Annotated in this window: 18 protein-coding genes and 3 tRNA genes; 8 read left to right on the forward strand and 13 right to left on the reverse strand. The window is 61.7% G+C overall.

Annotation, left to right across the window (positions count from 1 at the left end; all coding sequences use genetic code 11):
• Positions 1-15 precede the first annotated feature (15 nt).
• Entirely contained in the window at positions 16-603 is a 588-nt protein-coding gene (gene hisB / locus JL2886_RS16705; protein WP_065273026.1) for an imidazoleglycerol-phosphate dehydratase HisB, read from the reverse strand.
• Positions 604-817: 214 nt separating this feature from the next.
• Between hisB and JL2886_RS16710 the strand changes: the two genes are divergently transcribed.
• Positions 818-1,057: an Lrp/AsnC family transcriptional regulator gene (locus JL2886_RS16710; RefSeq protein ID WP_065273027.1), complete on the forward strand. Its 240-nt coding sequence runs from the start codon at positions 818-820 to the stop codon at positions 1,055-1,057.
• 92 nt (positions 1,058-1,149) lie between these two features.
• Here the strand turns inward: JL2886_RS16710 and JL2886_RS16715 are convergent, their stop codons facing one another.
• The 7 genes from JL2886_RS16715 to JL2886_RS16745 all read right to left on the reverse strand — a co-directional run bounded on the left by JL2886_RS16715 (position 1,150) and on the right by JL2886_RS16745 (position 6,272).
• Positions 1,150-1,968 carry a calcium-binding protein gene (locus tag JL2886_RS16715; protein ID WP_133245383.1) on the reverse strand — a complete coding sequence of 273 codons (819 nt, stop codon included), beginning with the start codon at positions 1,966-1,968 and terminating at the stop codon, positions 1,150-1,152.
• A gap of 154 nt (positions 1,969-2,122) precedes the next feature.
• Positions 2,123-3,475: an aminotransferase gene (locus JL2886_RS16720; RefSeq protein ID WP_065273029.1), complete on the reverse strand. Its 1,353-nt coding sequence runs from the start codon at positions 3,473-3,475 to the stop codon at positions 2,123-2,125.
• 212 nt (positions 3,476-3,687) lie between these two features.
• Positions 3,688-3,762, reverse strand: a tRNA-Gly gene (locus JL2886_RS16725).
• Positions 3,763-3,908: 146 nt separating this feature from the next.
• Positions 3,909-3,983, reverse strand: a tRNA-Gly gene (locus JL2886_RS16730).
• Between the two features lie 113 nt (positions 3,984-4,096).
• Complete coding sequence (locus JL2886_RS16735; RefSeq protein ID WP_065273030.1) at positions 4,097-4,993, reverse strand: NaeI family type II restriction endonuclease; 897 nt, start codon at positions 4,991-4,993, stop codon at positions 4,097-4,099.
• Between the two features lie 57 nt (positions 4,994-5,050).
• Positions 5,051-6,010 (reverse strand): DNA cytosine methyltransferase, encoded by a 960-nt coding sequence (locus tag JL2886_RS16740; RefSeq protein WP_065273031.1) that lies wholly within the window; start codon positions 6,008-6,010, stop codon positions 5,051-5,053.
• A 187-nt stretch (positions 6,011-6,197) separates the two neighbouring features.
• Positions 6,198-6,272, reverse strand: a tRNA-Gly gene (locus JL2886_RS16745).
• A gap of 154 nt (positions 6,273-6,426) precedes the next feature.
• On the opposite strand from JL2886_RS16745, the gene JL2886_RS16750 reads away from it, so the two are divergent.
• Positions 6,427-6,624, forward strand: a complete 198-nt coding sequence (locus tag JL2886_RS16750) for a hypothetical protein (RefSeq protein ID WP_065273032.1) — start codon at positions 6,427-6,429, stop codon at positions 6,622-6,624.
• 18 nt (positions 6,625-6,642) lie between these two features.
• Here the strand turns inward: JL2886_RS16750 and JL2886_RS16755 are convergent, their stop codons facing one another.
• The 4 genes from JL2886_RS16755 to JL2886_RS16770 all read right to left on the reverse strand — a co-directional run bounded on the left by JL2886_RS16755 (position 6,643) and on the right by JL2886_RS16770 (position 13,785).
• Positions 6,643-7,029 carry an MAPEG family protein gene (locus JL2886_RS16755; protein WP_065273033.1) on the reverse strand — a complete coding sequence of 129 codons (387 nt, stop codon included), beginning with the start codon at positions 7,027-7,029 and terminating at the stop codon, positions 6,643-6,645.
• Between the two features lie 199 nt (positions 7,030-7,228).
• Positions 7,229-8,803 carry a hypothetical protein gene (locus JL2886_RS16760; protein WP_065273034.1) on the reverse strand — a complete coding sequence of 525 codons (1,575 nt, stop codon included), beginning with the start codon at positions 8,801-8,803 and terminating at the stop codon, positions 7,229-7,231.
• Between the two features lie 211 nt (positions 8,804-9,014).
• Positions 9,015-12,458, reverse strand: a complete 3,444-nt coding sequence (locus JL2886_RS16765) for a pyruvate carboxylase (RefSeq protein ID WP_065273035.1) — start codon at positions 12,456-12,458, stop codon at positions 9,015-9,017.
• Between the two features lie 136 nt (positions 12,459-12,594).
• On the reverse strand, positions 12,595-13,785 hold the full coding sequence (locus JL2886_RS16770) for an alpha-hydroxy acid oxidase (RefSeq protein ID WP_065273036.1): 1,191 nt from the start codon (positions 13,783-13,785) through the stop codon (positions 12,595-12,597).
• Positions 13,786-13,956: 171 nt separating this feature from the next.
• On the opposite strand from JL2886_RS16770, the gene JL2886_RS16775 reads away from it, so the two are divergent.
• Positions 13,957-16,311 carry an ATP-dependent helicase gene (locus JL2886_RS16775; RefSeq protein ID WP_065273037.1) on the forward strand — a complete coding sequence of 785 codons (2,355 nt, stop codon included), beginning with the start codon at positions 13,957-13,959 and terminating at the stop codon, positions 16,309-16,311.
• A 740-nt stretch (positions 16,312-17,051) separates the two neighbouring features.
• Here the strand turns inward: JL2886_RS16775 and JL2886_RS16780 are convergent.
• Positions 17,052-17,270, reverse strand: a complete 219-nt coding sequence (locus JL2886_RS16780; protein ID WP_065273038.1) for a DUF1127 domain-containing protein — start codon at positions 17,268-17,270, stop codon at positions 17,052-17,054.
• Positions 17,271-17,582: 312 nt separating this feature from the next.
• Between JL2886_RS16780 and JL2886_RS16785 the strand changes: the two genes are divergently transcribed.
• From JL2886_RS16785 to JL2886_RS16805, 5 genes are all read left to right on the forward strand, one after another.
• Positions 17,583-18,668, forward strand: a complete 1,086-nt coding sequence (locus JL2886_RS16785) for an Mrp/NBP35 family ATP-binding protein (protein WP_065273039.1) — start codon at positions 17,583-17,585, stop codon at positions 18,666-18,668.
• 997 nt (positions 18,669-19,665) lie between these two features.
• Positions 19,666-20,169, forward strand: a complete 504-nt coding sequence (gene mraZ, locus JL2886_RS16790; RefSeq protein WP_082996115.1) for a division/cell wall cluster transcriptional repressor MraZ — start codon at positions 19,666-19,668, stop codon at positions 20,167-20,169.
• Between the two features lie 3 nt (positions 20,170-20,172).
• Positions 20,173-21,165 carry a 16S rRNA (cytosine(1402)-N(4))-methyltransferase RsmH gene (gene rsmH / locus JL2886_RS16795; protein WP_065273040.1) on the forward strand — a complete coding sequence of 331 codons (993 nt, stop codon included), beginning with the start codon at positions 20,173-20,175 and terminating at the stop codon, positions 21,163-21,165.
• The gene (ftsL, locus tag JL2886_RS16800; RefSeq protein ID WP_065273041.1) at positions 21,162-21,524 is read left to right on the forward strand and encodes a cell division protein FtsL; all 363 of its coding nucleotides are present in this window, start codon (positions 21,162-21,164) and stop codon (positions 21,522-21,524) included. Before rsmH ends, ftsL begins: the two co-directional genes overlap by 4 nt.
• Complete coding sequence (locus JL2886_RS16805; RefSeq protein WP_065273042.1) at positions 21,521-23,305, forward strand: peptidoglycan D,D-transpeptidase FtsI family protein; 1,785 nt, start codon at positions 21,521-21,523, stop codon at positions 23,303-23,305. Before ftsL ends, JL2886_RS16805 begins: the two co-directional genes overlap by 4 nt.
• Positions 23,306-23,313: the final 8 nt, after the last annotated feature.

Below are 23,313 nucleotides of genomic sequence, written 5' to 3' on the forward strand. Positions count from 1 at the left end.
CGGTCTGAAAAGACGTCAGAGCGCGCCCTTGGTCGACGGGATGGCGTCTGCCTTGCGCGGGTCGGTTTCGACCGCATCGCGCAGGGCGCGGGCCACGGCCTTGAACGCCGCTTCGGCGATGTGATGGCTGTTGAACCCGTGGAGCTGGTCGATATGCAGGGTGATGCCTCCATGGGTGCTGAGCGCCTGAAAGAATTCGCGCACCAGTTCCGTATCGAAGGTGCCGATCTTGGGCGTCGGCAGGGTGACGTTCCAGATCAGGAAGGGGCGCGCCGACAGGTCCAGCGCGCAGCGCACCTGGGCATCGTCCATCGGCAGGTGGCATTCGCCATAGCGGCGGATGCCTTTCTTGTCGCCAAGCGCGGCGACCAGCGCCTGACCCAGCGCAATGCCCGTATCCTCGACCGTGTGGTGATCGTCGATGTGGTAATCACCCTTGGCGCGAATGGTCATGTCGATCAGCGAGTGCCGCGCCAGCTGGTCCAGCATGTGATCGAAAAAGCCGACACCGGTCTGGTTGTCATATGCCCCGGTACCATCGAGGTTGATCTCCACCGAAATCTCGGTCTCGGCGGTGGAGCGGGTGATCTGAGCGCTGCGCATCTGCGGGCCATCCTTCGTCAAACTGCCCCTTGGGCCATATGGCGCCCATGGGCTGGTGCTGCGCTTATAGGGTGCAGGGGCTGTCTCACTCAAGAGCGCGTAAATCGAAACTCGGGCCCTGTTGCAGCTGCATCTGTGGGATTGCGCCTGCCTGCGCGGCGTGCCAGCTTAGCGGCCAAATCGTTACTCAAGAAAACCCAATGAAGGGGCGCCCATGTCGACCTGCGTTTTCATCCAGATCCGCTGCAAACCCGGCACCACCTACAAGGTGGCCGAAGATATCGCCCTGCGCGAAATTCATTCCGAGCTCTACTCCACCAGCGGCGAATACGACCTGCTGATGAAGCTTTACATCCCCAAGGACGCGGATGTCGGGAAATACATCAACGACCACCTGCTGGTGATCCCGAATATCGAACGCTCGCTAACCACGATGACCTACAAGGTTTTCTGAGCCGTCCGCATTGCTGCTGCAAAACGCCTGATCCCCTGCCGGAGATCAGGCGTTTTTCGTTCCTGCGCCGATGCACCTGAAGAAGACCTAAATCAGAACAGGAAATCCGACCCGTCCAGATCGGAAATATTGGTATCCGCCAGGGTAATGCTGCCCGCGCGATAGGAAATCACGGCATCGTTGCCATTCTGGGTCAGCGTCAGATCAGAAAAATCATCAACGCTGCGGTGTTTGATGGCGATGAGGTCAGTCCCATCGCGCCAGTCCTCGATCGTATCATCGCCGATGTTGCGCCCCTTGAACTTGAAGGTGTCGGCGCCGCGGCCCCCCGCCAGCATGTCATCGCCCTGATCCCCCTGCAGAAGGTCACGGCCGCCGCCGCCCTTGAGGGTATCATTGCCACGCCCGCCCCAAAGCTTGTCACCGCCGCCCCGGCCCAGCATTTCATCATTGCCATTGTAGCCTTTGACCTTGTCTCCGCGGGACCCCAGATCGAAGAAGTCATCTCCGGAAAAGACCTGTTTGAACAATTTCACATTGTCCCGGTTGCGGTCTGTTTCAGACACGCGGAAGAAATCTTCTGCATCAATGTTGAGATTGGTGACCGTTGTGGTGAAATTGGTGCCGGTTTCGGTGACGCCCTCGATCAATCCGGAATACGGTGTCAGGATACTGTGGCCGTCGCGGGTGATGCTTTGGAATTGCAGGCCAGTCCCGTTGTAGACATCGGGAGAGGTGTCGGGGATCGGATCAAAGCCGGGAATGCCAAGATCGGTATTTCGCATCAGGGTAAACCCAGTGGATGATGCGTCCGTAACTTCGGCCTTCAGGTTGAAATGAAAACTGAACCAGCCGATGCCGCTCTGGGTCATCACGTAGCGTTCCGTGCCTTCATAGATCAACTCAACCATATGCATGTCTCCTGCAATTACTGATACCAAACCGGTTTCAGTTACAGGTCAAAGCGCTGGCGGGAGTAAGGGGAAAATACAGCAGAAGAGACGCAGATCGGCAGGACCGAGATCGCGCCCCGGTCTTTGGGCGGTCCGGGGCGCGAGGGTGGGCTTAGCCGTCGATCAGCCCTTCGGCCTTCAGCGCTTCATAGGTGCTGTCCACGGCGGATTTGGCGCGTTTCAGCATATCGTCCACTTCCGCCTTTGTGATGATCAGCGGCGGGCAGAAGGCGAGCGCGTTACCCGCGACTGCGCGCAGGATCAGGCCTTCGTCCTGGCAGGCCTTGACCGCGAGGGCGCCGCCCTTGCCGCCGGGCACGGTTGCGCCCGTGGTCTTGTTCGACACCAGTTCCAGCGCCGCGATCAGCCCCTTGCCGCGGACCTCGCCCACCAGCGGGTGATCAGTGAAGATTTCGCGAAGTTGCGCCTGCATGTAATCGCCGACCTCGGCCGCATGATCAAACAGGTTGTCACGCTCATAGATTTCCAGCGTTTTGAGGGCGGCGGCGCAGGCGGCAGGGTGACCGGAATAGGTGTAGCCGTGGCCAAAGACGCCGACCTCATTCGAGGGCGCAACCATTTCCTTGTACATCCAGCCGGGGATCACGGAGGCGGAGATCGGGAAATAGGCCGAGGAGAGCTGTTTGGCGAAGGTCATCAGGTCGGGTTTGATGCCCATGGTGGTGCAGCCGAAATCGGCGCCGGTGCGGCCAAAGCCGGTGATGACTTCATCCGCCCAGACCAGGATGCCATATTTGCGCAGAACCGCCTGCAGTTTCTCGTAATAGCCTTCGGGCGGGACGATCACGCCAGAGGCGCCGGTGATCGGCTCCATGATCATGGCGGCGATGGTGTCGGGATCCTCGGCAATGATCTGCTGCTCCAGATTGTCGATGATACGGTCGACAAATTGCGCTTCGGTCTCGTTCCCCTTGCGGCCCGTGTAGTAATGCGGTGCGTCCGAGCGCAGGATGTGCAGAGCCTCAACGGGCGCGTCGAAATGCGCCAGGTTTGCGGGCAGGGAGGTCAGCGATCCGGCGGCGACGGTCACACCATGGTAGCCACGCTCGCGGGTGATGATCTTGCGTTTTTCTGGTTTGCCGATGGCATTGAAGTAGTAACGCAGCATCTTGTAATGGGTGTCATTGGCATCCGAGCCGGAGTTGCCGAAGAAGAAATAGGCATCCTCGATTGGCACCATGGTCTTCAGTTTTTCCGCCAGTTCCTGGATCGGCGCGTGGGTCTTGCCTCCGAAGGTGTGGGAAAAGGACAGTTTGGTCAGCTGCTCGGTGATCGCCTCGATCAGCTCGGTGTTGCCATAGCCCAGCGAGGTGCACCACAGACCTGCCAGACCTTCGATATATTCCTTGCCGTCGGTGTCGTAGACATAGATCCCCTGGGCGTGGTCAATGCACATCTGCTCGGTCGCGGTCAGGTTGGTGGTGGGATAGATGACAGGTGCCATGACTGAACTCCTTTGAAGAAAAACGCGCGGGGCGGGCTGGAACGGCGGACTGCACGGGGCAGGGATGCGGCAAGCATTGGCGCGTTTTGTAGGTGGCGTCAAAAGGAATTTGATCAAAAGGTGGCAGCGGGGGGTTGGCCTATGAGATAGGAGGAGGGAGGAAGGGGCCAAAAATGCAAAAACCGCCCCGAAGGGCGGTTTTTGTATCCAAATGGAGCGGGCGAGGCGATTCGAACGCCCGACCCTAACCTTGGCAAGGTTATGCTCTACCCCTGAGCTACGCCCGCGCTGCCATTCGGTGAGCGGTGTTTAGGAAATCATGCGGGGGGCTGCAAGGGAAAAATGCCGCCTCTGCGGGGATTTCTATGACTGGTCGAATGCGGGAAAGCGGAAAACAAAAAGCCACCCCGGAGGGCGGCTGTTTTGATCCGAATGGAGCGGGCGAGGCGATTCGAACGCCCGACCCTAACCTTGGCAAGGTTATGCTCTACCCCTGAGCTACGCCCGCGCTACCATTCGATGAGCGGGTATTTAGGAGCTTCACGGAGACTGTGCAAGAGGAAAATTATGCCCGCCGGTACAGAAAAGCAGAGCCGCCCGATGGGTGGGGGAGGTTGGCATTCACGCCCTGGGCAGATCGAACCCGGCCTGCAGCGCCATGCGCCGATGCTGCTCTGTTTCAGGCTGGCAAGAGACAAAGGCGCTGGCGGGGCAGGCGGGCAGATCCAGCGCGCGGATCAGCTGGCCATCGTATTGTCCCGACAACAGCAGGATCCCCTCGCGCTCCAGAATATCGCGGGTGCCGCGTCCCTTGTCCGAGCGGATGCGGCGCATGAAGTCCTTTTGCTGGGCCACCGCCTCGACCACGTCGCGGTCGACCGGGCGGCCCTGAACAAGCCGGAACAGCCGCGCCATGCGTTCGTTGCCGGTGGCGCCGGAGAAAATCCGGGTGACGGTCTCCTCGGGCAGGCTGCGCCAGAAATTCGCTGGGTAGGGATGATCCCTCAGCAGCCACAGGATATGGCCGAACCCCATGGCCGAGACAGAGCGTTTGGCGTCCTTGTTCTGCCCGGCAGTAAGGTAGTCGGGCCGCGCCAGGATCAGGCCAAGGTAGCAGCGCGCGCGAGCCTCGTCCGCGGCGACCAGCAGGCAGACCTGATCCAGCGCTTCGGTCGGGATCATCCAATTGCTGCCCATGGTGTTCTTGATATCCATGTCGCGGCCCAGAACCTCGGTATCCAGGCGGCCCCGGGGCAGCCGCAAGAGGGCGCGCAGCTCGATCTCGACGCGGGTGCCGATATAGGTCTTTTCGGTCTTTTCCAGTTCCTCATAGGCGCGGCGCCCGGTTTTCGGCGTCATGATCACATCGTCGATGCAGGTGCGCAGCATGGCTGGAAACCGGCTCGCCAGTTCCATCGCGCCACCTGCGCGGGCGGTGATCTCGCCTGCGATCTCGGTCAGGAGGTCATAATCCGGGTGTCCGGGCAGAATCAGGCTGTCGGGAAGGGTCTGTTTCATCCTGGGCTCCGCCCGGCCGCCGGGCCCAGCTCTTGGCTCAGATTGGGCAAGGCGGTTTTAGGCCCGCACGGCATGAAGGTTCGGCTTGGCAATCGCGGCGCGCAACTGGCGAGCCACCGCTTCGGCCACTGGCGGCGGGAAGGCATTGCCGACCTGACGGTAGGCGTTGGTCTTGGCGCCGGTGAAATGCCAGGCGTCGGGAAAGCCCTGGATACGCGCCACCATCCGAACGGTCAGGCGGGGCATATCGTTGTGAAAGGGATCGGGCGCCTCATTGGCGATGGTGCGCCCCTCGACACCAAGAGCGGCCCAGGCGCGGCGCGCACGGGTGGGACCCAGATCCGGCCCGCCGTGTTTCTTGGAGCCGCCAACGATGGTTGGGGCGATTTCATCTGCCTTGGCGGCCCAGTCTTCGGCGCCGCGCCAGCCACGTTCCTGCATCAGGTCAAGCAGGGTGGCGCCCACCGTGGGCGGGTTGTGCGGAAGCGGGTCGGGCCAGTTGAACTGCCCGGCAAATTCCTTGCGCAGGGCCACGATGGCCACGCGCGGGCGCAGCTGCGGCACGCCAAAGTCCGAGGCGTTCAGTAACCGCCAATCAGTTTCATAGCCCAGTTTCGACAGCTGGCCTTTGAGCTTTTCGCGGTAGTCATGAAACACTGCGTCCAGAAACCCGCGGACGTTTTCGATCATCACCGCGCGGGGGCGGGTGGCATCGACGATATCGATGGCATCGTCAAAGAGGTTGCGCTCGTCCTGCTCGCCCAGCTGTTTGCCAGCGACGGAAAACGGCGGGCAGGGCAGGCCGCCGGCCAGCAGGTCGATGCCCTTGTAATCACTGGCTTCTTCCTTGAACCGGCGCACGTCCTCTTCCAGCACGTTCCATGTGGGGCGGTTGTGGCGCAGGGTGGCGCAGCAGTGTTTGTCGATCTCGACCAGCGCGGTGTGATCAAAGCCCGCACGCTCCAGCCCAAGGGCCTGGCCGCCTGCACCTGCGCATAGTTCAACCGATGTCAGCATCCTGCCTGTCAGCCCCGTTTGTCGTTCTTGCTCTGTTCCTTGCGCAGAAGTGGTACTCGCAAAGGCGATTCCGCGCAAGTCTCTCGCGGCGTCTTCCCCTGCGGCGACAGGAGCTGGCAAGGCCCAAAAACACCAGGATCCGAAAACACGAAAGGCCGCCAGAGCGGCGGCCTTTTAGTGGTCCAAATGGAGCGGGCGAGGCGATTCGAACGCCCGACCCTAACCTTGGCAAGGTTATGCTCTACCCCTGAGCTACGCCCGCGCTGCCATTCGGTGAGGGGTGAAATATTCATTCCGCCGCGGGGCTGCAAGTGGAAAATCGCGCCGCTCCGGAAAAAACTCTCATTTTCTGCGACGGAACCTGCGGGCTGCTGCGTTTCATACAGACGAAAAGAAACAGAGGGGAACTGTCTAAGATGAAACCTGCCGATTATGCCCGTATTGGCGCGCTGATCGCGACCATAGCGCTGGCCAAGGCGCTGTCGCCCGCGGGGGGACAGAGCCCGGAAACCGCATCTGAGGTCGACCCGGGCGCGATCCGGCCCGCGCCCGTCTACGTCAAGACGATCAGCGCCCCAGAGGTCACGGCCCCGGTGCAGTGGCACGACGTTTAGAGGCAGCTACTCCTCACCTTAGAAAAGCGTGTGCGCGATCAGACCCAGCCCTGCGACGAGCAGCATCAGAAGGTTCAGCACGATCCCGGCCTGACGCAGGATCAGGATCTGCGGGCGCGCGGTAAAACCGACCGCGTGCATCAGCCGCCCGCCCAGCAACATCACCCCCAGCGCATGCGTGGCCAGTGCCGGTGCGCCCTGTGCTTCGCTCAGCGCCAGAAGAACCAGGCCAAGTGCGGTATATTCCACGAAATTCCCCTGTGCGCGGATGGCCATCAGTAATGCGCGATTGCCGCCATCTCCGACGGAAATTTTGTGTTTCAGCCGCTGGCGACTGACGCCAAGCGACAGGTAGACAAACAAGAGCGCCGCCCCGCCGGCATAAAGTGATGTAATCGGAAGCATCGGCGTATCCTCCCCATAGGAATTGCAGTGTGATAAGTGGGTTCGTTTTTGGAACTTAACACTGAACAATCCTGCGGGGCTTTTGAAGCCGATTCAGAGCGGGTTCACGCGAGGGAATGCGCGCCCCGGAAGCGCGGGCGGGATGCCGAGGGCAGGGGGAGTGGTCCCCACGGCCCTTGGGGCGTATCCGTTGAGGTGATTATTTGACCGGGATCTTGTGCTTTTTCAGCGCCTTGGCCAGTTCGTTGTCGACCAGTTTCATCAACGCCTTGTCCTTGGCGGCGGCCTTGGCAGCCATATCGGTCATCTGTGCCTCGCTTTCCTTGCCGGTGGCGCGGGACAGAATCACGCCATAGCCGACCTTCAGGCTTTCATCGCTGACCTTGTTCATCACCTCGGCCCAGAGCTTGGCCTTGAGCGTATTTGGGATGTTGTTGGTCTTGGCCAGTTTCGCCAGCCGGTCCGGCAGGATCGTGCCTTGCAGAAGGTCCTTGTTCTTATAGGCCCATTTTTTCTGGAAGCTGCCGAGGTTCTTCACCATCCCGCCAAGAAGTGCCGAATAAAGAAGTGAGGTTACGATGGCCTGGAATTCCTTTTCGGTCGGGGGCTTGCCGGTCTTCATGATCCGGCCGACTTCCTTCACGGCTTCACCCAAAACCGTTTTGATCACCTCTTGTCCGGAGCCGGCGATGTAATTGGCGATGAATTTCTCAAGCTGTTTGGTGGACAGGAACGCGACCTTGGACGCCAGCTTGGGCGCGACCCATTTGGCGGCATCATCGCAGAACCCTAGCGGCACCTTGCTGCCGATCCCGCCGGTCAGCCCGCCAACCGTGCCATCGATCACCATGGCCTGGATAGAGCCCCAGACGGTCACCTTCTGACCGCTGGCATGTTTGCCAAGCTCCTGACTGGCGCTTTGCAGAAGGCCGACACCGGCACCAGAGGTGACCGCCGCGCCCCCAGCCGTCATGCCCGCACCTGTCACCAGAACCGGGGCTGCCAGCGCCCCGACGACGGCAAAGCAGGCAGCCGAGGAGACCGACAGAACGGTGGCCGTGGTCCGGGCAGAGCCGGTGAATTCCTTCAGAAACCGCAAAAGGTCCGCGTTGAAGGCGCCAATCGCCTTTTCTGCCTCGGGCAGCGCCTCATCGATCAGCTTGAGGTCCTTTGTCATGATCGCCCGCTCCAGCTTGCCACTGGCACGGATGGAGCGGCCACAGAGCTTGTTATCGGGCATCTTGACCGATCCGGCCTCGATGATGATGACCTGCGCGACGGCGTTCAGCACGCCATCTTTCAGCTGAGCCACGTCAAGATAGTGCTGATAGGTCTCCAGCGCGGTTTCATGGTTGCGCAGGACCGATTTCATATAGGGCGTCAGCCGTTTGAGGACGTCCAGCTTGACCTTCTCGTATTCCTTGGGCGTACAGCGGATTTTCTTGCCGCGGAAGGTAACCTCCATCATCGGTTGTTTGGCGGCCTTTTCCTCTTCGGCCTTCATCTTCTTGTAGGCTGGCAGCAGCGCCTTGAAGGTGCGCCCGCCTGGATCGACGACCTTGTCGGGATTCTTGAAGCCGCTTTTCTTCTGAAAGGTGCCGATGGCCTTCAGCAGGCCGGTGTCCATCTTCTTGGAGGCGCCAAGGGGGCCGATCTTATTGGCCTCCAGCATCCTGCGCACCAACAGCACGTCGTCTGGTTTGTTCTTGACCTCATCCCCGGAACTGGAGCGTGGGGACTGACCGACAGGAGCTGTCAATTTCGCTGAAGACATTGGAAACCTCGAAAACTGGATAAAAACTGGCAGCTATTTTGGGCTGGTCCCGCAAAGGATCAAGATTGACAGCAGCGAAATGAGGAGGCTTGCCGAATTTTCCCCGTTGTCGCGTATTCGCGGGGCAGTGGATCCGGCCTGCGTGCGGCACGAAAAAAGCCGCAGCCTTTTTGGGCTGCGGCTTGTAGTTTTGTGGTCTGGGCCTTGTGTCTTATTCCAGTTCGATGAGGAGGTCCTTTGCATCGATCTGGCCGCCGGGCTGGACGTGCACGGCCTTGACCACCGCGTCGCGTTCGGCGTGCAGGCCGGTTTCCATCTTCATCGCTTCGATGGTCAGCAGCATGTCGCCCTCATGCACCTGCTGGCCAACCTGTACCGCGACCGAGGCGACGACGCCGGGCATCGGCGCGCCGATGTGGTCGGGGTTGCCCGCTTCGGCCTTGGGACGGGCAGCGGTGGTGGATTTCACCAGACGGTTCGGCACCCGGATCACCCGCGGCTGGCCGTTGAGTTCGAAGAACACCTTCACCTCGCCGTTCTCATCGGTCTCGCCGATGGCCTGCAGGCGGATCTCCAGCGTCTTGCCGGGGTCGATCTCGGCCGAGATTTCCTCGCCCGGTTCCATCCCGTAAAAGAACGCCCGTGTCGGCAGGCTGCGCACCGGGCCGTACTGGCGATGGCGGCCCATGTAATCGAGGAACACCTTGGGATACATCAGGTAGCCATTCAGATCCTCATCATCGACTGCCTTGCCTTCCAGCTGCTGGGACAGCTCGGCGCGGGTGGCTTCCAGATCGACCGGCTCCAGATGTTTGCCGGGGCGCTCGAGGTTGGGCTTTTCGCCTTTCAGCACCTTGTCCACGATACCCGCCGGAAAGCCGCCCGGCGGCTGGCCGAGGTTGCCGCGCAGCATGTCGACAACGGAATCGGGGAAGGAGAGGTCGGTCTGCGGATCCTCCACCTCTTCGCGGCTGAGGCCCTGGCTCACCATCATCAGCGCCATGTCACCGACCACCTTGGAGGAGGGTGTCACCTTGACGATATCGCCGAACATCTGGTTCACATCCGCATAGGTCTGGGCGACCTCGTGCCAGCGCTCTTCCAGTCCCAAGGAGCGCGCCTGCGCCTTGAGGTTGGTGAACTGGCCACCCGGCATCTCGTGCAGGTAAACTTCCGAGGCCGGAGCCTGAAGGCCAGACTCAAAGGCCGCGTATTGCGCCCGCACCTGTTCCCAGTAATCGCTGATCTCGCGGATCTTGGCGATATCCAGCCCGGTGTCGCGGTCGGTGTTGCGCAGACCTTCGACGATCGACCCCAGACAGGGCTGCGAGGTGCCGCCACTGAACGCATCCATCGCTGCATCCACTGCATCGACGCCCGCATCGGCGGCGGCCAGAATGGTCGCCCCGGCGATGCCGGAGGTGTCATGGGTGTGGAAGTGGACCGGCAGGCCGACCTCTTCCTTCAACGCCTTCACCAGCTGACGCGCGGCGGCGGGTTTCAGGAGCCCCGCCATATCCTTGAGGCCCAGAATATGGGCGCCTGCGGCTTCCAGATCCTTGGCCATGCCGACGTAGTATTTGAGGTCATACTTGGCCCGGTCCGGGTCCATGATATCGCCGGTATAGCAGATGGTGCCTTCGCAGATCTTGCCGCTCTCCACCACCGCATCCATCGCGACGCGCATGTTCTCCACCCAGTTGAGGCTGTCAAAGACCCGGAAGACATCGACGCCGGTGATCGCGGCCTGTTTCACAAAGGCCTGCACCACGTTGTCGGGGTAGTTGGTATAGCCCACCCCGTTGGAGGCGCGCAGCAGCATCTGGGTCATCACGTTGGGCATCGCCTCGCGCAGATCCCGCAGCCGCTGCCAGGGGCATTCCTGCAAGAAGCGATAAGCCACATCAAAGGTCGCACCGCCCCAGCATTCCACCGAGAACAGCTGGCTGAGGCTTTGCGCATAGGCGGGTGCCACGCGGATCATGTCGATGGAGCGCATGCGGGTGGCGAGCAAGCTCTGGTGGCCGTCGCGCATGGTGGTATCGGTCAAGAGCAGCTGCCGCTGCGCCTTCATCCAGTCGGCCACCGCCTGGGCGCCCTTCTGCTCCAGAAGGTTGCGGGTGCCATAGGGCAGGGCGCCGGTCTCGACCTTCGGCGGGCGCGGATCCTTCAGACCCGCTTTCGGCTCGGCGCGGCCCTCGGTCTCCGGGTGACCGTTCACCGAGATGTCGGCGATATAGGTCAGCACCTTGGTGCCGCGGTCCTGGCGCTTGGCGAAGTTGAACAGCTCCGGCGTCTCGTCGATGAACTTGGTGGTGTATTCATTGCTGAGGAAGGTCGGGTGCTTCAGCAGGTTCTCGACAAAGGCAATGTTGGTGGAGACACCGCGAACGCGGAATTCGCGCAAGGCGCGGTCCATGCGAGCAATCGCCTTTTCCGGGGTGGGTGCCCAGGCGGTGACCTTGGTCAAGAGGCTGTCGTAATAGCGGGTGATCACCCCGCCCGCATAAGCGGTGCCGCCATCAAGGCGAATGCCCATGCCGGTGGCCGACCGATATGCGGTGATGCGGCCATAGTCAGGGATGAAGTTGTTGAGCGGATCCTCGGTGGTGACCCGGGTCTGCAACGCATGACCATTGAGGCGGATCTCGGACTGATCGGCCTTGCCGGTGGCCTCGGCAATGCTCTTGCCCTCGGCGATCAGGATCTGCGCCTGCACGATATCGATGCCGGTGACTTCCTCGGTGACGGTGTGCTCCACCTGCACCCGCGGGTTCACCTCGATGAAGTAGAACTTGCCGGTTTCCATATCCATCAGGAATTCGACGGTGCCGGCGCATTCATAGTTCACATGCGCACAGATTCTGCGGCCCAGATCACAGATCTCGGCCCGCTGGTCTTCGCTCAGGTAAGGCGCCGGGGCGCGCTCCACGACTTTCTGGTTGCGGCGCTGGACTGAGCAATCCCGCTCGAACAGGTGATAGATCTCACCGTGCTTGTCGCCAAGGATCTGCACCTCGACGTGGCGGGCGCGGGTGATCATCTTTTCGAGATAGCCCTCGCCATTGCCAAAGGCGGCCTCGGCCTCGCGGCGGCCTTCCAGAACTTTCTCTTCCAGCTCAGCCTCGGAGAGGATCGGCCGCATGCCGCGACCGCCACCGCCCCAGGAAGCCTTGAGCATCAAGGGATAGCCGACCTCACCCGCTTCCTTGCGGATGGCGTCCATGTCATCGCCCAGCACCTCGGTCGCGGGAATGACCGGCACGCCAGCCTCGATCGCGACGCGCCGCGCCGAGGCCTTGTCGCCAAGGGCGCGCATCGTCTCGGCCTTGGGGCCGATGAAGGTGATGCCGTTGCGGGCGCAGGCATCGACGAAATCGGGGTTTTCGGACAACAGACCATAGCCCGGATGGATCGCATCTGCGCCGCTTTCCTTGGCAACGCGGATGATCTCGTCAATCGACAGATAGGCCGCCACAGGCCCCAAGCCTTCGCCGATCCGGTAGGCTTCATCCGCCTTGAACCGGTGCAGGCCCAGCTTGTCCTCCTCGGCGTAGACCGCAACGGTCTTCTTGCCCATTTCATTCGCAGCCCGCATCACGCGGATCGCTATCTCGCCGCGGTTGGCGATCAGAATTTTCTTGAAGTCGGTCATATCTTCCCCCGAGGTCGTTCAGTCTGGCGATGTGTTAGGCGCATCTTGGCGTGCAGTATACCCGTAGTACTGGGTAGTGCGGGGCATGATTGCGCTCTCATTTTGTGCTTTTCCGCCGCGCGGAGCGAAAGCGGGCTCACGGGGCGGTGTGGTTGAGCGGTCTGGCCGCTGGCAAAGAGGCAAGATCGGGCGTGCCGAGTTGGCCCATGTTCGCCTCTAGATCCTTTTTCAGGATGTCGATCAGATGGTCGGGACCGGTCGGCCCCAGCGCGGCCAGCGCGAAGTGAAAGGCGCGGCCCAGCATGACGAAATCGGCGCCAAGCGCCAGTGCCCGGAGGATGTCGAGGCCACCTTCGATGCCGCTGTCAAAGATCAGCGGCAGGTCCGTGGCGGCGCGCAGCTCGGGTAGCACTTCGATGGCGGCGGGGCTTCCGTCGAACTGGCGCCCGGCGTGGTTCGACACCCAGAGCCCATCGACGCCGATCGTCTCCAGCGGCTGCGCGTCCTCGGCGCGCATCACGCCCTTGATCACAAAAGGACCATCCCAGTGATCGCGCAGCCAGCGCGCATAGTCCCAATCGGGCGAGGTGCGCAGCAGATACCCGATATGGGCGGTGGAGGAACGGCTCTCACCGGTGGCCTCAGCGGTGTATTTGTCGAGCGTGCGCATATGCGGCATGCCGCCCTCGTGTCGGTGCTGACGGGCCATGCCCATGGCCCAGGCCGGGCGCATCGCCACCTGCGCCAGCAGGCGCGGCGTGAGGCGCGGCGGCTGGGTGAGGCCGGATCGCGTTTGCCGTTCCCGCCGTGAGGCGACAGGGACATCCACGGTCAGCACCAGCACCTTGAAGCCCGCGTCCCGGGCCCGTGCCAGCATGTCCTTGCGGATGCCTTCGTCCTTGGGGGGGTAAAGCTGGAACCAGGCCTGCTCGCCCAGATGCGGCGCCAGATCTTCGGGGCATTGGCTTGCAACGGTCGACAGGCTGTAGGGAAGGCCGCTGCGGGCGCCGCAGCGGGCCAGGTGGCCTTCGGCATCGGGCCAGATCAGTCCCGACATGCCCACCGGCGCAATGCCAAAGGGCAGCGGTAGCGTCGCGCCAAACAGCTGCGTCGACAGGTCGATCTCAAGCGGGCCGTGCAGGATGGAGGGCAGGAAGCCGACCCGGTCCAGCGCGGTGCGGTTGCGCCTTTGGGTGGCTTCGGTGCCGGTGGCGCTGTCCAGATACTCCCAAACAAAGCGGGGCAGGCGCTTGCGTGCTGCTGCGCGCAGGTCAGACAGGCCGGGGTAATGCAGGTGCAGATCCTGGTGCATGTTCATGCGGCGCATAATTGCTGCTTTGCAGCGAAAGTCTAGCGAAAATGTTACAGAATTCTAACAGGGGCCCAGGCGGGCGCAGACAGCGGCGCCACTGGGGAGCGGTTCGCGGTAAAAAAGAGGCGTGAACATAGTGTGAACGTCCCCTTTCCCGCGCAGATGAATCACGCTAGGATCACGCCCATGAGCAGTTTCGATGAAATGGACGCCTTTGAGGGCGCTTCCCTCTCCGCCCGCGCCATGGCTGCGCGCCCCAAACCCTATCTGGATGGGCTGAACCCAGCCCAGCGGGACGCCGTGGAATGCCTGGACGGGCCGGTTCTGATGCTGGCGGGCGCCGGCACCGGCAAGACTAAGGCGCTGACCACCCGGATCGTGCATCTGCTGACCTTGGGACAGGCGCGCCCGAACGAGATCCTCGCCGTGACCTTTACCAACAAGGCCGCGCGCGAGATGAAAGAGCGGGTCGGCCGGATGCTGGGCCAGCCTGCCGAGGGCATGCCCTGGCTCGGCACCTTTCACTCGATCTGCGTCAAGCTGCTGCGCCGCCATGCAGAACTGGCCGGGTTGAAATCGAATTTCACCATTCTGGACACCGACGATCAGATCCGCCTCCTGAAGCAACTGATCCAAGCCGCCGGGATCGATGACAAACGCTGGCCGGCGCGGATGCTGGCCGGGATCATCGACGACTGGAAAAACCGCGCCCTGACACCGGAGAGCGTGCCAGTGGCCGCTGCCAGCGCCTATAACCATCGCGGCACCGAGTTCTATGCCCAGTATCAGGCCCGCCTGAAAGAATTGAATGCCGTCGATTTTGGCGATCTGCTGCTGCATATGGTGACGATCTTCCAAAACCATCCGGATGTGCTGTCTCAGTATCAACGCTGGTTCCGCTACATCATGGTCGACGAATATCAGGATACCAACGTCGCGCAGTATATGTGGCTGCGGCTGCTGGCGGCCGGGCACAAGAATATCTGCTGTGTCGGCGATGACGATCAGTCGATCTATGGCTGGCGCGGAGCCGAGGTGGGCAATATCTTGCGGTTCGAAAAAGACTTTCCCGGTGCCAAGGTGGTGCGGCTAGAGCAGAACTATCGCTCGACCGAACATATCCTTGCGGCGGCCTCCGGCGTGATCCGGGGCAATGCAGGGCGTCTGGGCAAAGAGCTGTGGACCGAGGCAACTGGCGGCGAAAAGGTGCGCCTGATCGGCCATTGGGATGGTGAGGAAGAAGCGCGCTGGATCGGGGAAGAGATCGAAGCCATGCAGCGCGGCACCCGTGGGCAGGATCCGGTGGATCTGAACCAGATGGCGATTCTGGTGCGCGCCAGCCACCAGATGCGCGCCTTTGAGGACCGTTTCCTGACCATCGGCTTGCCCTACCGTGTGATTGGCGGGCCGCGATTCTACGAGCGGCTCGAGATTCGCGACGCCATGGCGTACTTTCGGCTGGTGGTCTCGCCGGAGGACGATCTGGCCTTTGAGCGCATCGTCAACACGCCCAAGCGGGGCCTTGGCGACAAGGCGCAGCAGAAGATCCAGATCGCGGCGCGCGAGAATGGCGTTTCGCTGCTCGAAGGGGCACGGCTGGCCGTCGACAGCGGTGAGATCAAGGGCAAGGGCGGCGCGGCGCTGCGTCAGCTGACCGAGGATCTGCGCCGCTGGGGTCGGATGGCAGGCGATTCCGACATCAGCCATATGGAGCTGGCCGAGATTATCCTCGATGAAAGCGGCTATACCGCCATGTGGCAGATGGATAAGAACCCGGATAGCCCGGGCCGTCTGGAGAACCTCAAGGAACTGGTGAAGGCGCTGGAGAATTTCGAGAACCTGCAAGGCTTCCTCGAACACGTCAGCCTGGTGATGGACAACGATAAACAGGACGCCGAGCAGAAGGTCAGCATCATGACCCTGCACGCGGCCAAGGGTTTGGAGTTTCCGGCCGTCTTCCTGCCGGGCTGGGAGGATGGATTATTCCCTTCGCAGCGGTCGATGGATGAAAGCGGTCTCAAAGGGCTCGAGGAAGAGCGGCGCCTTGCCTATGTGGGCATCACCCGGGCGGAGAAGATCTGCACGATTTCCTTTGCGGGTAACCGCCGGGTCTTTGGACAGTGGCAGTCACAGTTGCCCTCGCGGTTCATTGATGAACTGCCCGAAGAACACGTGGAGGTGCTTACGCCGCCGGGGCTATACGGCGGCGGCTATGGCGCAGCGGCGGGCGGTACGCCAGTGCAGTCCCGAATCGACGAACGGATGGCGCAGGCGGATGGCTATAATTCGCCGGGCTGGAAGCGCATGCAGGCGCGGGCCGGGGAGCGCGGGTTGTCGCAGCCAAGGGAAAGCCGCAATCAGGTGATCGACCTGACGGCGACCTCCAGCTTTACGATTGGCGAGCGGGTGTTCCATCAGAAATTCGGCTATGGCGCGATCACCGGCATCGAAGGTGACAAGCTGGAAGTGGATTTTGAAAAGGCCGGGGTGAAAAAGGTGATCGCGAAATTCGTCACCGCCCATGACGATGTGCCGTTTTGAGCTGTGCCGGAGCCAGTCTGCTTTCTGGCTGCCCTGAGCATATTAATCTGAAAATGGAATGATGCGGTCGGATCGCGTTGCGATCCGATCCGGGCGCGGGGGCGCTGGCAGCGATGCTGCCAGCGCCCCCGCGCCATTGCCCCGTTGCAACGGCTGCGGCGCGAAAAGGGCGGGCGCGCAGCGGCTGGCGATGGTGTCGGGTGATTTCTGGGGGGCGTTAAATGCAAAAACGGCGGTGCCAGGGAGGAGGAAGGCACCGCCGTTCTTTTCAACATTCGGCCAAATGGGAGGAGAGACCGAATGTATCAGCGTCCGGGTCTGATCCCGGTATGAGGTGCGGCGACACCAGGGAGGAGGAGAGGTGCCGCCGCTCTGAACAACATCTGGCCAAATGGGAGGAGGGCCGGATGCATCAGGTCCCGGGTTTGATCCCGGTATGAGGTGCGGCAGCACCAGGGAGGAGGAGAGGCGCCGCCGCTCTGAACAACATCCGGTCAAATGGGAGGAGAGACCGAATGTATCAGCGTCCGGGTTTGAACCCGGTATGAGGTGCGGCGACACCAGGGAGGAGGAGAGGTGTCGCCGCTCTGAACAACATCTGGTCAGAAGGGAGGAGAAGACCGGATGTATCAGATCCCGGGTTTGATCCCGGTATGGGGTGCGGTGACATCAGGGAGGAGGAAGATGTCACCGCGGAACACAGGCCCTTTAGGGAGGAGGAGAAAAGAGCCTGATCTCGGTTATGCGTTTTCGTATGCGGCCTGGTAGGCCAGACGTTTGATCATCGAGCGGTTCAGCCCCAGATCCGCCAGTTCGCGGTTCGACAGGGCGGAGAGCTCATTCAGGGTTTCGCGATACAGACGGTAACGCGCGATTTTCAGTTTCATCTCGTCGATCAGGCCCAGGCCGTTTGCGGCCAGCGAGCCCTTGTGGGCGGTGATGTGATTTACTGCAGCCATTGGGCAGATCCTCAGTTCCGTAAATTTCCGTGTGCCGTTAAAGGCGTTTCTTGAACACCAATTTAGGGAAATGCTGCAACTGCACAATCCCAAGAGTCAGCATTTCTGCCATGCAGCATTTGCATGGGTCATCTGGGGGAAGTGCGGAAAATTGGTGTGGTTTTGTGCGGGGTTGGAAAAATTGCCTATTCTTGCGGCGGTTTATGTCTGGGATGCGTAAAGCTGCCGTTACGGCAATCGCGCTTGGGCTGGCGCGGACGCTCCTATATAGGGTGGGCGCCCAAAGAGGGGCGGGAAAGACAGGAGAGCGCCATGCCGGTGACCCACGATCAGATTCGCGCCGCGCTGGAGCGGCTGGCCTTGCCGGATGGGGGCACCCTGGTGTCCCGGGATATGTTGCGGGCGCTCAGTGTCGACGGTGACACCGTCCGCTTCGTGATCGAAGCGCCCAGCCCGGCGATTGCCCAGCAGATGGAACCCCTGCGCCGCGCCGCCGAAGCGGCGGTCCTCGCTCTTGATGGCGTGTCCAGCGTGACGGCGGCGCTGACCGCGCATACTCCGGTGGCATCCGCACCCGGTGGCGGGCAGGGGGCGCCCTCGCTCAAGGTCGGCGGCCACCCGAAACCGCAACAAGGGCCCATAAAGCCCGCTGGGGTGGCGCGCATTCTTGCCATCGCTTCGGGCAAGGGAGGCGTCGGTAAATCTACAGTCAGTGCCAATCTCGCGGTGGCCCTTGCGCGGCAGGGGCGGCGGGTTGGTCTGCTGGATGCAGATATATATGGTCCCAGCCAGCCGCGCATGATGGGGGTAACGGGCAGGCCTGCCAGCCCGGACGGCAAGACCATCGAGCCGCTGCACGCCCATGGCGTCACGGTGATGTCGATTGGCTTCATGGTGGATGAGGCAAAAGCCGTGGTCTGGCGCGGTCCGATGCTGATGGGCGCGTTGCAGCAGATGCTGGGGCAGGTCAATTGGGGAGAGCTGGACGTGCTGATCGTAGATCTGCCGCCCGGCACCGGTGATGTGCAACTGACGCTGTGCACCAAGGCAGAGCTGACCGGCGCCATCGTTGTCAGCACCCCGCAGGACGTGGCGCTGATCGACGCACGCAAGGCGCTGGACATGTTCAGCCAGCTGAAAACACCGGTTCTGGGACTGATCGAGAATATGTCCTTCTTCACCTGTCCCGACTGCGGCGGCGATCATCACATCTTTGGTCATGGCGGGGTGGCGGCCGAGGCTGAAAAGCTGGGCTTGCCGCTTCTGGGGGCGCTGCCCATCGATCTTGAGACCCGCCTGGCGGGGGATGGTGGCACGCCTGTTGCCGCGGGCGAGGGGGCCATGGCCGAGGCCTATGGCCGGATTGCCTCTGGTCTGGTGCAGGGCGGTATGGCCTGACCCAGTTTTCCGGTCAGTCTACATCTATCTGAATGCATAATAGGTGCCGGGCTGCGCAGGCGGTCCGGTGTCTTCATTTTGTCGTGCAGGCCTGCCTCTGCCGTGATGTCCCGCCCCGGATGGGTCGCTGTTGCGGTCCCTGTTGCCTCTGCGAGGCGTCACCGCTCTGTGCTGGTGGGATGCGATCCCTTTGTCTGGGCGCGGGGCGGGCGGGGCCTGCCGGGGTGCGGCTTGATCTGGTGCGATCAGGCTGCGGTTTTGTGCCTCTGTCCCATGTCATCCCATTAGGACATCCCAATTTTTCGCCCCGACCCTCGTGTAGTCGCGGTCGATGGGAAACCATGGGCTGCACTGCAGAGGTCGGGTCGTGGGAAATCATGGGCTCGCTGCGGTGGTTGCGGGTCCCGCCGCGAATCACATTTGCCCAATTCCATGGGGCCAAGGGGTGTTTTGCCTCTCCCTGCCCGGGTTGTTGCAGAAAAGGGTGGGGGTGTACCGTGAACATAGGTGTGCCCCGCGAGGCTCTTGAAACTTTTTCTGGGAAACTATGGGTCATTTTGGGGCGTTGTTGTGGCCACTATATGTAGTTACTTATCATTAACCTTGCCCAAATTAGGCGGAATTTGGCCGAATTGTTAATCAAGGGTTAACGGAAATTGAGGCATCTGGCCCATGCTTGCCCACGTTGCCGTGAAGAAATTAGTTGCCGTACCCTGAATTCCCATAGTATCCCTTTCTACATCGACGGAGAGCAAGGATGGGGCGCCAAACGACCCCGTAAAAATCAAAAAAAGCAGGTTTCATACAGGCCTTCGCTTTCATCGAACAAAGAGATCCGGCGCGCGGGCGAGCAGACATCCCCCCAGATGGCGTGCGCAGTCGGACACCCCCGCACAGCGGGACAGGCGGCGGGTTGATCAGTGGCAGCAGATCAGCCCGCCCCTTTTACTTTCGGGGGGCAGATATCTCGCGAGGGACGCGAAAAAGGGACGGTAAATTGGGCCGCAGGTTCAGAGGCGAAAGCCACCATAAGGTGGACAGCAAGGGGCGGGTGTCGATACCCGCCACCTTTCGCCGTGTTCTTGAGGCCAGTGATCCCAACTGGCAGCCCGGGGACAGCCCCGAACTGGTAATCGTCTACGGCGATGAACGCCGCAAATTCCTGGAATGCTACACCATCGAGGCGATCGACGAGGTCGATGCCAAGATCGCAGCCCTGCCGCGCGGCTCGCGCGAGCGCAAGATCCTGGAACGCATGTTCAACGGCCAGTCCCTGCCGACAACGGTGGACGAGACCGGGCGTCTGGTGCTTCCGGCCAAGCTGCGCAACAAGATCGGGCTGGAGGGTGAGGCCTTCTTTATCGCGGCGGGCGATACCTTCCAGATCTGGAAGCCGCAGACCTATGAAGAGGTCGAAATGGCCGAAGCTGAAAAGCTGATGGAAGATCTGCCCGAAGATTTCGACCCACTGGAATTCCTTGATGGCGCCGGAGGGGTCTGAGGCATGACGACCGAGCACACATCCGCATCTGGTCCTCATATCCCCGTCTTGCTGCGCCCGCTGTTAAAGGCAGTGGCGCCGGTGACCGGGCGTTGGCTTGATGGCACATTTGGGGCCGGGGGCTATACCCGCGCTTTGCTGGAGGCGGGCGCCGATCAGGTGATCGCGGTGGATCGCGACCCGCTGGCCTTTGAAATGGCCAAGTCTTGGGCGGGGGGGTATGGCGACCGGCTGGTGCAGCAGCAGGGCGTGTTTTCCCGTATGGATGAATACGCGCAGGATCTGGATGGCGTGGTGCTGGACCTTGGTGTTTCTTCGATGCAGCTCGATCTCGCCGAACGCGGCTTTTCCTTCATGAAGGACGGCCCACTGGATATGCGCATGTCGCAGGAAGGCCCCTCGGCCGCCGATCTGGTTGCCGAGCTGAGCGAAGCCGAGTTGGCCGACATCCTGTTCTACTATGGCGAAGAACGCGCCAGTCGCCGGATCGCCCGCGCCATCGTCAAGGCGCGCGAAGTTGAGCCGATCACCACAACGTTGCAACTGGCGAGCTTGGTGGAATCCTGCCTGCCGCGCGCCAAACCCGGACAATCCCACCCGGCGACGCGCAGCTTTCAGGCGCTGCGCATTGCGGTGAACGCTGAATATGACGAGCTGTTCGAAGGTCTTCTGGCCGCCGAACGGGCGCTGAAACCCGGAGGCCTTCTGGCAGTGGTCACCTTCCATTCGGTCGAGGACCGCATGGTCAAAAGGTTTTTCCAGCACCGTGCTGGCAAGACAGGGCGTGCGAACCGTTATGCCCCCGAAATCGAAGAGCTGCCCGCGCAGTTCGAAATTGTCACCCGCAAGGCGGTCGGCCCGGATGATCAGGAATTGGCGGAAAACCCGCGCTCTCGCTCGGCCCGCCTGCGTGTGGGGCGGCGAACCGATGCGGCACCTGCACCGATCTCGGCCCGCGATCTGGGCATGCCACAGCTAAAGGAGGCGCGGAAATGAAGACGCTTTTATACGCTGTCACCGCTCTGGCGGTCTTTGGTCTGGCCTTCTGGGCCTATCGCGAAAACTACGCCACGCAGCAGGTCCTGAAGGAAACCCGCAATCTGCAACGCGAGATCGGCGCCGCACAGGTGCGGCTGGGCGTTCTGCGCGCGGAATGGGCCTATCTCAACCGCCCCGACCGTCTGATCGGTCTTGCTGAGCTGAACTTTGACCGGCTGGGCCTTCTGCCGCTGCGCCCCGATCAGTTCGGTCGCGTGGACGAGGTGTCGTACCCGCTTGAGCAGGACTTTAGCATTGCAAACGGTGTCGATGTTTCCGGGTTGAACCGGGATCGCGGTACAGGAGAGCAGCCATGATCCGCACGCCGCTGCGCCCTCTGGCCCGTATTCTGAACGCCCGCGCTACCGGGCAGAACCCGGATGTGATCGAAGAAGAAAACATCCGCCTGCGGCATGAAGAAATGCAGGCGAAATCGCGCCAGCGTGCCGAGGGGCGGCTTCTGGTGCTTGGGGTGTTTTTCCTATGTGCCTATACTGCAGTGATCGGCCGGATGGGGGTCCTGGCCACCTCTGAGCCGAGCGAGCCGGTAGCCAGCGCCGCAGGCAGCGCCATCGCTGCGCAGCGCGCCGATATCGTCGACCGGCAGGGCCGTATTCTGGCGACCAATTTCGAGACGCACTCTCTTTACGCGCAGCCGCCGCAGATGATCGACCCTGAGGGCGCCGCTACGCGCCTGGCCGAAATTTTCCCGGATCTGGACCGCGAAGATCTAGTTGAAGATTTCACTGGCAAACGCAAGTTCCTGTGGATCAAGAAGAAAATCAGTCCCGAACAGAAGCAGGCGGTGCATGATATCGGCGATCCCGGCCTCTTGTTCGGCCCGCGCGAGATGCGGCTTTACCCCAATGGCAGCGTCGCAGCCCATGTTCTGGGCGGCGCCGGTTTCGGCAAGGAAGGCGTTTCGGCAGCCGAGGTGATCGGTGTGGCCGGGGTAGAAAAGCAGTTCGACGATTACCTGCGTGACCCCGGTAATGGCGATAAGCCGCTGCAACTCTCGCTGGATCTGACCATCCAGGCTGCCGCCGAGCGGGTGCTGGATGGCGGCATGAAGCTGATGAACGCCAAGGGGGCCACCTCGATCCTGATGGATGTGCACACGGGTGAGGTGATTTCGGTGGTGTCGCTGCCGGATTTCGATCCCAACGAACGTCCGCGTCCACCCACCTCGGGGTTCGACCCGTCGGTAAGCCCGCTGTTCAACCGTGCGGTGCAGGGCGTTTATGAACTTGGCTCGACCTTCAAGATTTTCGCAGCAGCGCAGGCGATGGATCTAGGGTTGGTGACACCGGAGACCGTGATCGACACCCGTGGGCCGCTGCGCTGGGGCAAATTCGCGATCCGGGATTTCCACAACTACGGCAACGAGTTGTCGGTGACCGAGATCATCGAGAAATCCTCGAATATCGGCACCGCACGGCTGGCGCAGCAGATTGGCGCCGAGCGGCAGAGAAGCTTCCTCGGTGAGCTGGGCATGCTGGAGCCAACACCATTCGAGATCGTCGAGGCCAGCGGCGGCACGCCATTGACCCCGAAGAACTGGTCCGAGCTTTCTGCGATGACCATTTCCTATGGTCACGGAATTTCGACCACGCCGATGCATCTGGCGGCGGGTTATGCCGCCATTGCCAATGGCGGCTATCACGTCAGCCCGACGGTTCTGAAACAGCGGGGCGCTCAGCACGGTGAGCGTGTGCTTTCTGAAGAAGCAGCGAAGGCGGCCCGCACCATGCTACGCCGCGTGGTGACCGAAGGCACCGCCAGCTTTGCCCGGGTGCCCGGCTACCAGGTGGGCGGCAAGACCGGGACCGCGGACAAGCCACGCCCGCGCGGCGGCTATTACGAGGACAAGGTGATCGCCACCTTCGCCTCGATCTTTCCGGCGCAGGATCCCAAATACGTGCTGGTCGTGACGTTGGATGAACCCTCGGTCTTCGCCTATGACGAGGAGCGCCGCACGGCAGGCTGGACCGCTGTGCCGGTGGCCGCCGAGATGATCAAGCGGGTCGCGCCTCTGCTGGGGCTGAGACCGCAAGTTGAACCCACCGAGGTGGCTGATATAACCCTCACCTCTAACTGACTCAGGTG

The organism is Phaeobacter gallaeciensis, assembly GCF_001678945.1.
Lineage (GTDB): Bacteria > Pseudomonadota > Alphaproteobacteria > Rhodobacterales > Rhodobacteraceae > Phycobacter > Phycobacter gallaeciensis_A.